The organism is Streptomyces sp. NPDC015127, assembly GCF_043080095.1.
Taxonomy (GTDB): Bacteria; Actinomycetota; Actinomycetes; order Streptomycetales; family Streptomycetaceae; genus Streptomyces.
In genome coordinates this window covers 94,646-108,328 of record NZ_JBIBVE010000016.1, presented here as the reverse complement: position 1 = coordinate 108,328, position 13,683 = coordinate 94,646, and the positions used below count along the sequence as shown (strand labels likewise).

Sequence of the window (13,683 nt, the reverse complement as noted above, 5' to 3'; positions counted from 1 at the left end):
GGAGAGAAATGGCCGTCAACCTGGTCAATGTCGAGGCAGTCAGCAAGGTGTACGGCACACGCGCCCTGCTCGACTCCGTCTCCCTCGGCGTGTCCGAGGGGGACCGCATCGGCGTCGTCGGACGCAATGGCGACGGCAAGACCACCCTCATCCGCCTGCTCGCCAAGCTGGAGGAGCCCGACACCGGCCGGGTCACCCAGAGCGGCGGCCTGCGGATCGGCGTGCTCACCCAGCACGACTCGCTCGACCCCGAGGCCACCATCCGGCACGAGGTCATCGGCGACCTGGCCGACCACGAATGGGCCGGGAACGCCAAGATTCGCGACGTGCTGACCGGTCTGTTCGACGGGCTCGACCTCTCCGGGTTCCCGCAGGGACTCGACACGGTGATCGGGCCGCTGTCCGGCGGCGAGCGCCGCCGCATCGCGCTCGCCAAACTGCTCATCGCCGACCAGGACCTGATCGTCCTCGACGAGCCCACCAACCACCTCGACGTGGAGGGCATCGCCTGGCTCGCCAAGCACCTCCAGGCACGCCGCTCGGCGCTCGTCTGCGTCACCCACGACCGCTGGTTCCTCGACCAGGTCTGCACCCGCATGTGGGACGTGCAGCGCGGCGCGGTGTACGAGTACGAGGGCGGGTACAGCGACTACGTCTTCGCCCGGGCCGAGCGCGAGCGCATCGCGGCGACCGAGGAGGCCAAGCGGCAGAACCTGATGCGCAAGGAGCTGGCCTGGCTGCGGCGCGGCGCCCCCGCCCGTACCTCAAAGCCCCGCTACCGCATCGAGGCCGCGAACGAGCTGATCGCCGACGTGCCGCCGCCGCGCGACACGTCCGAGCTGATGAAGTTCGCCAGCGCCCGGCTCGGCAAGACGGTCTTCGACCTGGAGAACGTCACCGTCCAGGCCGGGCCCAAGGTGCTGGTGAAGCACCTGACCTGGCAGCTCGGCCCCGGCGACCGCATCGGCCTGGTCGGCGTCAACGGCGCGGGCAAGACCTCGCTGCTGCGCACCCTCGCCGACGCCGCCCGCACCCAGGGCGAGCAGCAGCCCGTGGCCGGCCGCGTCGGCGTCGGCAAAACGGTCAGGCTCGCGTACCTGTCGCAGGACGTCACCGAACTGCCCCCGGCGCTGCGGGTGCTGGAGGCGGTGCAGCAGATCCGCGACCGCGTCGACCTCGGCAAGGGCCGCGAGATGACCGCGGGCCAGCTGTGCGAGCAGTTCGGGTTCGGCAAGGAGAAGCAGTGGACGCCGGTCGGCGACCTGTCCGGCGGCGAGCGCCGCCGCCTCCAGCTGCTGCGTCTGCTGATGGACGAGCCGAACGTCCTCTTCCTCGACGAGCCCACGAACGACCTCGACATCGAGACGCTGACCCAGCTGGAGGACCTGCTCGACGGCTGGCCCGGTTCGATGGTGGTCATCTCCCACGACCGCTTCTTCCTCGAGCGCACGACGGACCGCACGTTCGCCCTCCTCGGCGACGGCGCGCTGCGGATGCTGCCGCGCGGCATCGACGAGTACCTGGAGCGCCGGGCGCGCATGGTCGAGGCGTCCGTGCCCACGCCGCCGCCGCCGCCCGCCCAGACCGCCGCCGGCGGCAAGGAGAAGTCGGCCTCGGACACGCGTGCGGCGAAGAAGGAACTGCAGCGGATCGAGCGACAGCTCGACAAGATCTCCGACAAGGAGATGAAGCTGCACGCCCAAATCGCCGACAATGCCACCGACTTCGAGCGCGTCGCGAAGCTGGACGCCGAGCTGCGCGAACTGGCGGGCGAACGCGACGAGTTGGAAATGCGCTGGCTCGAGCTGGCGGAAGACGCCTAGAAGTCACTCGTAGAGAAGCCGTGGAAACCGCGTAACAACAGCATCACGGGCCGGTCCTCCCTTGGGAACAGGGGAGGACCGAGCCCGTTCCGCGTTCGTCGCGGGTGATACAAAGAAGCGCGTCCGGCTGCGCTTCCGGCCGCCCGCCGGGGGGCCACGGGGGCCGGGGCACCATCGACCACGCCGAAGGCCGTGGGGTGCCCGCCGGGCAGCGGACCGTAGGAGAAGGGGGAGGCGCTGATGACTCAGCCGCCTGATCGGCAGGGGCCGGAGGGGGGCTTCGGCGCCGCGCACCATCAGTGGCAGGGGGGCGCGTATCCGCCTCCGCCCGTCCAGGCACCGCAGTCACCGCCGCAGCAGCCCGGATACGGCTATCCGCAGACGGGGCCGTACGCCACGCCTCCGTACGGCGCGTATCCGACGCAGCCACAGCCCCAGACCCCGCCCCCGTCCCGCCCCGGCGGGCTGCGCGGCTTCCTCGGCGGCCGGACCGGCCGCGTCGTCGCCGCGGCGGCGGCCGGACTCCTCGTCGCGGGCGGCATCACGTACATGGCACTGGGCGGTGACGACCGGAAGACCCCGCCCGTCGCCGACGCATCGGGCGGCGGCCCGAAGCCGGCCGGATCGCCCACGGCGTCCGGCGGCCAGGACGCCGCCGAGGACCTGAACGCGCAGCGCAGGGCCGGCGAGGCCCACGTCCTCTTCGTGACGAAGAACGAGGCCGACGTGCCCGGCGACGGCGCCTTGGCCCATGGCCCCTGGGTGGTCGGCGACACCGTCGTCAAGGCCATGTACCGCGAGGTCACCGGGTATTCGGTGACGGACGGCGCCAAGAAGTGGTCCGTGAAGCTCGACTCCGACCTCTGCATGGCCGCCCCGCAGGACTCGCCCGACGGCAAGATCGTCATCGGCGTGCTCGACGGGCACTCGGCGAAGTCCGACTGCAGCGTCCTGCGGATGATCGACGCGAAGACGGGCAAGCCGGGCTGGCGCACGACCGTGCCCAAGCCGAAGGGCATGACCGGCTTCTCCGACCTGGTGCTCGCGCTCAGCGGCACCACGGTCACCGCCGTCGGCACCGACACCTCCTTCGGGTTCTCCGTCACCGACGGCCGCCGGCTCTTCGCCAGGCCGTCGTCCGGCTGCCTGCCCTTCGGGTTCGCGGGCGGCTCCCGGCTGATCGCCGCGGCGGACTGCCCCGCGGGCGCCGACGAGGTCGTCAAGCAGGAGATCCAGGGGATCGACCCGGCCACCGGCCGGCCCGCGTGGCGGTACACGCTGGAGGCCGACTGGAAGGTCGACAAGGTCTTCTCGGTCGCCCCGGTCGCCTTCTTCGCCCACAAGGAGGACATGGCGGGCGAGGTCGTCGACCAGCAGGTGTTCGTGCTCACGGACACCGGCCGGCTGCGCTCGCGGATCGCGTTCGGCGACGACGAGTTCGAGCCCCGCTGCGGGTCGGTCGGAGGGATCCAGCTCCGCGGCGAGATCCAGGGCTGGTGCGCGGGCGCCGCGGCCGACGGGTCCGCCGTCTACCTCGCCACCAAGGGCAGCGCCAACGAGGTCGTGACGTTCGACCTCGACACCGGCCGGGCCACGGGACGTTCGTCGCCCGGCGACGACCGCAGCATCACGCCCCTGACCGCCGAGGACGGCACCGTGGTGCACCACATCGGACCCTCGATCCACGCGGGCGGCGCGGTCTCGACCGTCGCCCCGGCCGGCGGGGAGCGCAAGGTCCTGCTCAAACTCCCGACGACGGACGCCGAGGGCTTCTCCGAGGCACGAGCGGTCTTCGCGGACGGCCGGCTCTTCCTGGTCGCCCCCCTGATCCAGGCGCTGGACGACGCGGCGGAGCGGAAGACGAACACCATGATGGCTTTCGGCAAGTGAATGCGGTCTGGGTCATCCGGACATTCCCCACCCCTACTCGCACCGAACACTCCAGAGGTAGTACGCCATGACACAGCCGCCGAACCAGCCGCCGCAGCCGGGCTTCGGAGCTCCTCAGAACCCGCAGGGCGTGCCGCAGCCGCCCGTCCAGCCGCCCCAGATGCCGCCGACGCCGCCCGCGGGCGCACCGCAGGCCCCCGGCTACGGCTACCCGCAGCAGCAGCAGCCCGCGCCGCAGCCCGGCTACGGCTACCCGCAGGCAGGCCATCCCGGCCCGTACGGCCAGCAGCCGGGGCCGTACGCCCAGCAGCCCGGCCCGTACAACCAGCCCGGCCCCTACGGCGGTTACCCCACGCAGCCGCAGTACCCGGGTGCGCCGGTCCCGCCGTCCGGCGGTTCCGGCAACTTCTTCAAGGGGAAGACGGGCATCATCGTGGCCGCCTCGGCCGCCGCGCTGCTCCTCATCGGCGGTGGCACGTACTTCGCGCTCGCCGGTGACGACAAGGACGACAAGCCGAGCGTCAGCAAGTCCGACGACCCCAAGCCGACCGGCTCGCCGACCGTCGACCAGGGCGACGGCAACGGCGACGGCGGCGCCCGCGACGGCGAGGACGACCTCAACGCCGGGCGCCAGGACGGCGAGGCCAAGGTCCTCTTCCTGACCAAGAACGACGTCGACCTGCCGCGCAACGGCGCCGACGTGTTCGGCCCGTGGGTGGTCGGCGACACCGTCGTCAAGGCCATGTACCGCGAGATCGCCGGGTATTCGGTGACCGACGGCACGAAGAAGTGGAGCGTGCCGGTGGGCACCAAGGTGTGCTCCGCGCCCGTCAACGCCTCCGCCGACGGCAAGATCGTCTTCGGTGTCGAGGACGGCCTCACCGACAAGGCCAAGTGCAACGACCTGCAGATGGTCGACCTCAAGACCGGCAAGGCCGGCTGGAAGAAGTCCATCCCCAAGCCGTCCGGCGCGTTCAGCTCGCTGGCCGACTACACGCTCGCCATCAGCGGCAGCACGCTGGCGGTCGGCGGCGGCAGCAACTCGTACGGCTTCTCCCTCGCCGACGGCAAGCAGCTGTTCGGCAAGCCGACCGGCGACTGCAAGCCGTTCGCCTTCGCCGGCGGACCCCGTCTGCTGGCCGGAGCGAGCTGCCCCACCTCGGACTACGACAAGCCCAAGCACCAGCTCCAGGAGATCGACCCGACCACCGGCAAGGTCAAGTGGACCTACAACACACCTGAGGGCTGGGAGATCGACAAGGTCTACTCGGCGAGCCCGCTGGTCGTCTCCATCACCCAGCGCGAGCCCAAGAAGTGGTCGATCATCGCGCTGACCGACAACGGCAAGCCGCACTCGCAGATCGCCGGCGGCAACGACAAGTTCCAGCCCCGCTGCGGCGGTTCCTTCGTGGTCTTCGGCCAGAACCTCGAGGGCTGCACCGGCGTGGCCGCCGACGCGAACACCTTCTACATGGCGACCGAGACCGGCTACGGCACCGCCAACGAGGTCGTCGCCTTCAACCTCGACACCGGCAAGGCCAAGTGGCGCTCCAAGGCGCCGGCCGAGCGCCAGATGACGCCGCTGCGGATGGAGGGCGGCAACGTCCTCGTCTACATGGGCGCCTCCTACGACAAGGGCGGCACGGTCGCCACGATCGCCCCGTCCGGCGGTGCGCCGAAGACGCTGCTCCAGCACCCGGCGTCGACCGCGCAGATCGAGAACACCTTCTACTCGCCGAAGATGGCCTACTCCGACGGCCGCTTCTTCATCGCCAGCGGGCGGGTGAGCGCGAGCAACGACAAGGAGGAGAAGGAGACGAAGACCATGATGGCCTTCGGCCAGTGACCGTGACCGTCGTCCCGGAACCCTTGTCCGCTCGTCAGCCGCACCGTTCCCAGAGGTAAGCACCCCATGACACAGCCGCCGCCCCCGCCGAACCAGCCGCCCGGCCCGCCGCCGAACCAGCCGCCCGGCCCGCCGAACCAGCCCCCGCAGGGCGGGTTCGGCGCGCCCCAGCAGCAGCCGGCCGGCGGGTTCGGCGCCGCGCCGCCCCCGCCGCCGCAGGACGGCGCGTACGGCTACCCGCAGACCGCGCCGCCCGCCCAGCCGCCTTACGGGCAGCCGCCCCAGACCCCGCCCCCGGGCCCGGCCCAGCCGCCGTACGGCTACCCGCAGCAGGGTGCCCCGGGCCAGCCGCAGCAGGGCTACGGCTACCCGACGCAGCCCATGCAGCCGCAGTACATGCCGCCCCAGAACGGCGGCAGCGGCCGCAGCAGCGGCAAGAAGATCAGCACGCAGATGCAGATCATCATCGCCGCGTGCGTCGCCATCGTCCTGATCGTCGTCGGCGGCATCGTGTACGCGAGCACCGGTGACGACGGCAAGAAGGACGAGGCCACGAACTCCTCGGGCGGCGCGTCCGGCGGCTCCGGCGGTGGCGGCGACGCCAAGCCCGCACCGGACGGCGCCGGCAAGGAGAAGGCGGGCGCGAACACCAAGTCCAAGGTCGCCTTCCAGCTTCCCGAGCCCCCGCGCGAGGACCTGACGGCCGTCCCCGGCTCCTGGGTCACCGACAAGGCGTACGTGAAGCCGGGCGTCAACTCGGTCGTGGGGTACGACGTCGCCAAGGGCAGCGTCCTGTGGACCACCCCGCTCGCCGGCCAGGTCTGCGCGGCCTCGCGCCACATGACCGAGGACTACAAGACGGCGATCCTCTTCGAGGCGAAGAAGCGCACCGCCCCCAAGTTCTACGAGAAGTGCACCGAGGTCGGCGTCATCGACCTCAAGACCGGCAAGCTGCTGTGGAGCAAGTCGGTCGCCGGTGACGGTGACGAGAAGAGCCAGTTCGAGCAGGTCACCCAGAGCGGCAACACGGTTGCCGCGGGCGGTCTCTACGGCGGTGCCGCGTTCGACCTGACCACCGGAGCGGTCCGCTGGAAGCCCAAGGTCGACGCCCAGCAGTGCCGTGACATCGGTTACGGCGGCGGCAAGGCGCTTGTCGCGGTCCGCACCTGCGGCGACTACGACAACCGCACGGCCATGGTCCAGCCGCTCAACCCCGACAACGGGACCCCGCTGTCGACGTTCAAGATGCCGGCCGGTGTCGAGGACGCCCGCGTGGTGTCCAGCGACCCGCTCGTCGTCGCCGCCGACGTCGGTGACACGGGCACCTTCGGCATCTCGGACTTCTTCTCCATCGACGGCAAGACGGGCAAGCTGAGGGCGAAGATCGCGGCCCTCGGTGACAAGTACCTGGCCCGCTGCTCGGCCAGCGACGGCGTCGAGGGCTGCCAGTTCGTGCTCGTCGGCAACGACCGGCTCTACCTGCCGACCACCGAGCACGACGGCACCGGCGACGGGGGCCGCACCAACGAGATCATCGCCTTCGACCTCGCGACCGGCAAGGGCACGTCCGAGCGCGCGGACGCCGGTGACGGCTACCACGCGCTGCCGCTGCGCATGGACGGCGGGAACCTCATCGTCTACAAGTGGCCCCCCTACAACAAGGGCGGTCAGGTCGTGAGCATCGACGGCGCCACCTTCAAGCAGACGGTGCTGCTGGAGAACCCCTCCGACCGTGCCGTGCGCGACGCCGAGACGAGCTTCCCGGAGAACGGCGCCGAGTACGACTACGCGGCGGGCCGGTTCTTCGTCTCGCAGGACCTGATGAGCAAGCCGCGCGAGAACGACTCGCAGTTCGGCAAGAAGTACCTGGCGGTCGCCTTCAGCGTGGCCGACTGACCCGTACGAGCGCACCACCCGGCCCGGCCCGTCGCACCCGACGGGCCGGGCCGCGGTCGTTCGGCCCGTCCGCACCGGCACAAGTGGGCCTGTTTGCCGACGAATTCGGCGTTCCGGGACGCTTCTGCCGAGTTGGGGGCGCGCTCTTCGGCACGAGCGTGTAGCTTGCCGGGTCAGGAGGCCGGGGGGCCTGCTCCAACGGGGAGGGTTGCTCGATGGGCGTGCGGCTCATCGTGGTCGACGACCACAGACTGCTCGCGGAGGCGCTCGCCTCGGCGCTGAAACTGCGCGGGCACCGGGTGCTTGCGGCGGCCGCGCCTGCCGCCGGAGCGGCCGAGCTGGTCGTCGCCAGAGCGCCCGAGGTCTGTCTGCTGGGCACCCAGGCGCCTGCCGCGCCGGGCGCCTTCGACCCGGTCGCACGGATCAAGCGGGAGCGCCCCCAGGTGGCCGTCGTGGTCCTCGGGCCGGTGCCCAGTCCGCGGGGCATCGCCGCGGCCTTCGCGGCCGGGGCGTCCGGCTATGTGCGCCACGACGAGCGCATAGAGGGTGTGGAGCGCGCACTGGTGAAGGCCCGTGCGGGTGAGGCGGTGGTGGCACCCCAGCTGCTCCAGGGCGCGTTCGCCGAGCTGCTCAACCCGGCCGCGCAGCCCGACGACGAGGGCCAGCGCCTCCTGTCGCTGCTCACCGCGCGCGAGGTCGAGGTGCTCGTGCGGGTCGCCGAGGGCGAGGACACCCGGCTGATCGCGGCCGGGATGGGGATCGCGCCGAGCACCGCGAGGACGCATGTGCAGCGCGTGCTGATGAAGCTGGGCGTCGGCTCCCGGCTGGAGGCGGCGGCGCTGGCCGCGCGCACGGGCCTGCTGGACCGGGCGGCACACGGAGGTCCGCCGCCCGGTCTCTCGTCGCACTAGTCCTCGGGCGCGGGCGGCGCGGTGGGGCGCAGCGTCAGCCAGAGGAGGAAGAACAGGCCGAGGGCGAACATGCCGAGGCCCGTCCACAGGTTGATGTTCACGCCCTGGGCCTTCTTCAGGTCCGCGTCGGACGCGAAGAGGCCGGCGATCGTGACGATGACGCCGTAGACGGTGAACAGCCCGCCGATGATGCGTCGGATGTCGAAGAGACGTGCCGCGGTGGCGGACTTGCGCTCCAGCTCGGAGACTTCGCGCTGCAGTTCGGACATGGGTCTTCAATGCCTCCGATCGGGTCAGAACGAGTAGGGGACGTAGCACAGTGCGGCGAGTACGACGGCCCCCCAGCCCAGCAGCGCGGGCCTGCGGTACCAGGCGTCGTCGCCCTCGGACGGCGCCTCCGCCATGCCCGGGGACGTCGTCCCGTAGACGAGACCGGCGAGTTCGGCCGCCGGCTTGGGGGCGGTGAAGAGGGTGACGAGCACCATGACCAGCGCGCCGGCGACGAAGCCGACGATCGCGGAGACGAAGTTGGCGCCCTGCTCGGAGGGGATGTCCACGATGCCCTGCTTGTAGATCAAGAAGTAGTTGACCATCGCGGCCGTGGTGCCCGCGAGCAGTCCCCAGACGCCGGACTTCATCGACGCCCGCTTCCAGAACATGCCGATGATGAAGACCACGAACATCGGCACGTTGAAGAAGGAGAACAGAGTCTGGAGGTAGCCCATGATGTTGCCGAAGCTGGAGGCGAGGAAGGCGGTGCCGATGGAGCACAGCACGCCGATGGCCGTGATCAGCCGCCCGAAGCGCAGGTAGTGCCGGTCGTCGCGGCCCTTCTGGACGTACTTGGCCCAGATGTCGTACGTGAAGACGGTGTTGAAGGACGACACGTTGGCCGCCATGCCCGCCATGAAGGCGGCGAGCAGACCGGTCACCGCGATGCCCAGCACACCGTTCGGCAGCAGTTCCTGCATGAGCAGCGGAATGGCGTCGTTGTAGGTGAGGTCGGAGCCCGCGGTGCCGATCTTCGGTACGACGACGGCGGCGACGAGACCCGGGATCATCACCAGGAAGACGATGAACATCTTCGGGAAGGCGGCGATCAGCGGGGTGCGCTTGGCGGCCGAGAGGTTCTTCGCGGACAGGGCGCGCTGCACCTCGGCGAAGTTCGTCGTCCAGTAGCCGAAGGAGAGGACGAAGCCGAGGCCGAGGACGATGGTCAGCCAGTTGGCGCCGAGCGGGTTGGGGTCGCCGATGCCGGTGCCGCCCCAGGCGGTGAGGAAGTCCTCGCCGCGGCTGCGCTCCAGCGAGCCGGTGAGCCCGTCCCAGCCGCCGACCCGCTTGAGCCCGAGCAGGGTCAGCGGGATGAGCGCGGCGAGGATCACGAAGAACTGGAGGACCTCGTTGTAGATCGCGGAGGACAGGCCCCCGATCGTGATGTACGCGAGGACGAAGAATCCGGCCACGACGATCGAGACCCACTGCGGCCAGCCGAGCAGGGCCTCGACGACGATCGATAGGGCGTAGAGGTTGACGCCGGCGATCAGGATCGCGGCGAAGGCGAACAGCACCGAGCTCAGCAGGTGGGCGGACTTGTCGAACCGCTGGAGCAGGAACTCGGGGACCGAGCGCACCTTGGAGCCGTAGTAGAACGGCATCATCACCAGGCCGAGGAAGACCATCGCCGGGATGGCGCCGATCCAGTACCAGTGAACGACCGCGACGCCGTACTGCGCGCCGGTGGCGGCCATGCCCAGGATCTCCGTGGCGCCGAGGTTGGCGGCGACGAACGCGAGACCGGTGACCCAGGCGGGCAGTGAGCGGCCCGAGAGGAAGAAGTCGAGGCTGGTCCTGACGCTGGCCCGGGCGGCGAAGCCTATGCCCAGGACGACGGCGAAGTAGATCGCCAGGATCGTGTAGTCGAGCCCGTTCGTGGGGAGCCGGAGCCCGTCGGCCAGGTAGTGCATGAGTTCTCGCTTCGTGGGGCGAACTGAACACAGCGGAACCTACGCCTCCATGGTCGGAAAGTGAACAGTTGTGTTGGCGTTCTTTGTTTGATTGTGATGGTTGAGATGTGGTCGAAGGGTTGGTGGCGGCGGTGATCTTGGGTCGCGCGCCGTTGGGGGCTCCATTGACGCGGGCTGTTGATACATGGTTTGTTGTGTGCGGTTGTGTTGGATGGAAGTGGTGAGGAGCTCCGTGTGAAGAAGACGTCGACCCGGCTCGCCGACGGTCGTGAGCTGCTCTACTACGACTCCCGCGACGACGTCGTACGCGACGCCGTCGACTCACGGCCCCTCGACGCCGTCTCGACCACCGCCGAGATTCGCCGCGACGTCCTGCTCGGCGACTCCGTCGCCATCGCCTCGCACCGTCAGGGCCGCACCTACCACCCGCCGGCCGACGAGTGCCCGCTCTGCCCCTCGCGCGACGGCCGCCTCAGCGAGATCCCCGCCGCCGACTACGACGTCGCCGTCTTCGAGAACCGCTTCCCCTCGCTCGCCGGCGACCTCGGCCGCTGCGAGGTCGTCTGCTTCACCTCCGACCACGACGCCTCGTTCGCCGACCTCACCGCCGAGCAGGCCGGACTCGTCCTGGAGGTATGGACCGACCGCACCGCCGACCTCGCCGAGGTCCCGGGCATCGAGCAGGTCTTCTGCTTCGAGAACCGCGGCGCCGAGATCGGCGTGACCCTCCAGCACCCGCACGGCCAGATCTACGGCTACCCCTTCGTCACCCCGCGCACCGACCTGATGCTGCGCTCGGCGGCCGCGCACCGGGCGGCGACCGGCCGCAACCTCTTCGACGACGTCGTCGCGCGCGAGCTGGCCGAGGGCGTCCGCGTGGTGCTGGAGGGCGAGCACTGGGTCGCCTTCGTGCCGTACGCGGCGCACTGGCCCTACGAGGTGCACCTGTATCCCAAGCGCCGGGTGCCCGACCTGCGGGCGCTGGAGGACGCCGCGCGCACAGAGTTCGCACAGGTCTATCTGGAACTCTTGAGGCGCTTCGACCGGATCTTCGGCCCGGGCGAACCGCCGACCCCGTACATCTCCGCCTGGCACCAGGCGCCGTTCACCGCGGACGGGCGGGACGACTTCGCCCTCCATCTCGAGCTTTTCACCATCCGCCGCACTTCCGGCAAGCTGAAGTTTCTCGCGGGTTCCGAGTCCGGTATGAGCGTGTTCATCAACGACGTGCCGCCGGAAGCCGCGGCAGAGCGACTGCGAGAGGTAGCGAGCTAAGTGAGCAAGAAGTACCTGGTCACAGGCGGTGCGGGATATGTCGGCAGCGTGGTGGCCCAGCACCTTCTGGAGGCCGGCCACGGGGTGACCGTGCTCGACGACCTCTCCACCGGGTTCCGCGAGGGCGTCCCGGCGGGCGCGCAGTTCATCGAGGGCCGCATCCAGGACGCCGCACGCCATCTCGACGCCTCGTACGACGGCGTCCTGCACTTCGCCGCGTTCTCGCAGGTCGGCGAGTCGGTCGTGAAACCGGAGAAGTACTGGGAGAACAACGTCGGCGGCACGATGGCGCTGCTCGCCGCCATGCGCTCCGCCGGAGTGCGCACCCTCGTCTTCTCCTCCACCGCGGCGACGTACGGCGAACCGGTCTCGACCCCGATCACCGAGTCCGACCCGACCGCGCCCACCAGCCCCTACGGTGCCTCCAAGCTCGCCGTCGACCACATGATCAGCGGTGAGGCGGCGGCGCACGGCCTGGCCGCCGTGTCCCTGCGGTACTTCAACGTCGCGGGCGCGTACGGCAACTGCGGTGAGCGCCACGACCCCGAGTCGCACCTCATCCCGCTGGTCCTCCAGGTCGCCCTCGGCAAGCGGGAGTCCATCTCCGTCTTCGGCGACGACTACCCGACGCCCGACGGCACCTGCGTCCGCGACTACATCCATGTCGCGGACCTCGCCGAGGCCCACCTGCTCGCGCTCGACGCGGCGGAGCCCGGCGAGCACCTGATCTGCAACCTCGGCAACGGCAACGGCTTCTCCGTGCGCGAGGTCATCGAGACCGTGCGCAAGGTGACCGGTCACCCGGTGCCCGAGGTCATGGCCGAGCGCCGCGGCGGCGACCCCGCGGTCCTCGTCGCCTCCGCAGCCGCCGCCCAGGAGCGCCTGGGCTGGCAACCGAGCCGCGCCGACCTGGCCGGCATCGTGTCCGACGCCTGGGCATTCGCCCGCGGGAGGGAAAACGCGTCATGAGCGACGGTGTGTGGGCAGCCCCCGGCAGGGTGAATCTGATCGGTGAACACACCGACTACAACGACGGTTTCGTCATGCCCTTCGCGCTGCCGCACACCACGGTGGCGACCGTGGCGCGCCGCGACGACGGCGTGCTGCGGCTCCACTCCGCCGACGTGGCCGGCGAACCCGTCGAACTGCGCGTCGACGACCTGGCGCCGGCCGCGCGCTCGGGCGGCTGGACCGACTACCCGGCGGGCGTCGTGTGGGCGCTGCGCTGGGCGGGCCTCGCGGTGGGCGGCGCCGACATACACTACGAGTCGACGGTGCCGACCGGCGCCGGGCTGTCCTCCTCCGCCGCGATCGAGGTCGTCACCGCACTCGCCCTGAACGACCTGTACTCGCTGGGCATGGACTCCCGGGACATCGCCCGGCTGTGCCGGCGGGCGGAGAACGTCTACGTCGGCGCCCCCACCGGGATCATGGACCAGATGGCCTCGGCCTGCTGCGTCGAGGGCCACGCCCTGCACCTGGACACCCGTGACCTCTCGCTTCGGCAGGTCCCCTTCGACCTGCCGGCCCACGGCCTCGAACTCCTCGTCGTGGACACCCGGGTCGAACACGCCCACAGCGAGGGCGAGTACGGAAAGCGCCGCGCGGGCTGCGAGGCGGGCGCGGCCGTCCTGGGCGTGGACGCGCTGCGGGACGTCCCGTACGACGGGCTCGGCGACGCCCTGGCCCGCATCGACGACGCGGAGGTGCGCGCCCTGGTCCGTCACATCGTCACGGAGAACCACCGGGTGGAGCGCGTGATCGCGCACCTGGAGGCGGGCGAGGTGCGCGCGATCGGCCCGGTGCTGACGGAGGGCCATGCCTCGCTCCGCGACGACTTCAGGGTCTCGTGCGGCGAACTGGACCTGGTGGTCGACACGGCTCTCACCGCGGGCGCCCTCGGCGCGCGGATGACCGGGGGCGGCTTCGGCGGTTCGGCGATCGTGCTGACGGAGTCGTCGTCGGCGCAGTTGGTGACCAAGGCGGTCCAGGAGGCGTTCGCGGCCCGTTCGCTGGAGCAGCCGCGTGTCTTCACGGCGGTCCCGTCGGCAGGAGCGCGGCGGCTGAGCTGAACGAGC

At 70.7% G+C, this 13,683-nt stretch carries 10 protein-coding genes; 8 read left to right on the top strand and 2 right to left on the bottom strand.

What is annotated here, in order from left to right; translation table 11 throughout:
• Positions 1 to 8 precede the first annotated feature (8 nt).
• The 5 genes from ACF08N_RS28955 to ACF08N_RS28935 all read left to right on the top strand — a co-directional run bounded on the left by ACF08N_RS28955 (position 9) and on the right by ACF08N_RS28935 (position 8,366).
• Positions 9 to 1,823: an ABC-F family ATP-binding cassette domain-containing protein gene (locus ACF08N_RS28955; RefSeq protein WP_392327656.1), complete on the top strand. Its 1,815-nt coding sequence runs from the start codon at positions 9 to 11 to the stop codon at positions 1,821 to 1,823.
• Positions 1,824 to 2,063: 240 nt separating this feature from the next.
• Complete coding sequence (locus tag ACF08N_RS28950; RefSeq protein WP_392327655.1) at positions 2,064 to 3,713, top strand: PQQ-binding-like beta-propeller repeat protein; 1,650 nt, start codon at positions 2,064 to 2,066, stop codon at positions 3,711 to 3,713.
• Between the two features lie 67 nt (positions 3,714 to 3,780).
• On the top strand, positions 3,781 to 5,559 hold the full coding sequence (locus ACF08N_RS28945) for a PQQ-binding-like beta-propeller repeat protein (RefSeq protein ID WP_392327654.1): 1,779 nt from the start codon (positions 3,781 to 3,783) through the stop codon (positions 5,557 to 5,559).
• 66 nt (positions 5,560 to 5,625) lie between these two features.
• Positions 5,626 to 7,455, top strand: coding sequence for a PQQ-binding-like beta-propeller repeat protein (locus ACF08N_RS28940; protein ID WP_392327653.1), 1,830 nt, complete (start codon positions 5,626 to 5,628; stop codon positions 7,453 to 7,455).
• A 215-nt stretch (positions 7,456 to 7,670) separates the two neighbouring features.
• A complete protein-coding gene (locus tag ACF08N_RS28935; protein ID WP_392327652.1) occupies positions 7,671 to 8,366 on the top strand; it encodes a LuxR C-terminal-related transcriptional regulator in 696 nt (231 codons plus the stop codon).
• Here ACF08N_RS28935 and ACF08N_RS28930 read toward each other — a convergent pair.
• Entirely contained in the window at positions 8,363 to 8,635 is a 273-nt protein-coding gene (locus ACF08N_RS28930) for a hypothetical protein (RefSeq protein WP_392327651.1), read from the bottom strand. The genes ACF08N_RS28935 and ACF08N_RS28930 overlap by 4 nt on opposite strands.
• Positions 8,636 to 8,659: 24 nt before the next feature.
• On the bottom strand, positions 8,660 to 10,330 hold the full coding sequence (locus ACF08N_RS28925) for a sodium:solute symporter family protein (protein WP_392327650.1): 1,671 nt from the start codon (positions 10,328 to 10,330) through the stop codon (positions 8,660 to 8,662).
• A gap of 234 nt (positions 10,331 to 10,564) precedes the next feature.
• Here ACF08N_RS28925 and galT point away from each other — a divergent pair, with 234 nt between their 5' ends.
• Genes galT through galK form a run of 3 tightly spaced genes read left to right on the top strand, consistent with a single transcriptional unit; the run spans position 10,565 to position 13,677 of the window.
• Entirely contained in the window at positions 10,565 to 11,605 is a 1,041-nt protein-coding gene (gene galT, locus ACF08N_RS28920; protein WP_392327649.1) for a galactose-1-phosphate uridylyltransferase, read from the top strand.
• Positions 11,606 to 12,574 carry a UDP-glucose 4-epimerase GalE gene (galE, locus tag ACF08N_RS28915; RefSeq protein ID WP_392327648.1) on the top strand — a complete coding sequence of 323 codons (969 nt, stop codon included), beginning with the start codon at positions 11,606 to 11,608 and terminating at the stop codon, positions 12,572 to 12,574.
• A complete protein-coding gene (gene galK, locus ACF08N_RS28910; RefSeq protein WP_392327647.1) occupies positions 12,571 to 13,677 on the top strand; it encodes a galactokinase in 1,107 nt (368 codons plus the stop codon). Before galE ends, galK begins: the two co-directional genes overlap by 4 nt.
• The last annotated feature ends 6 nt before the right edge of the window (positions 13,678 to 13,683 follow it).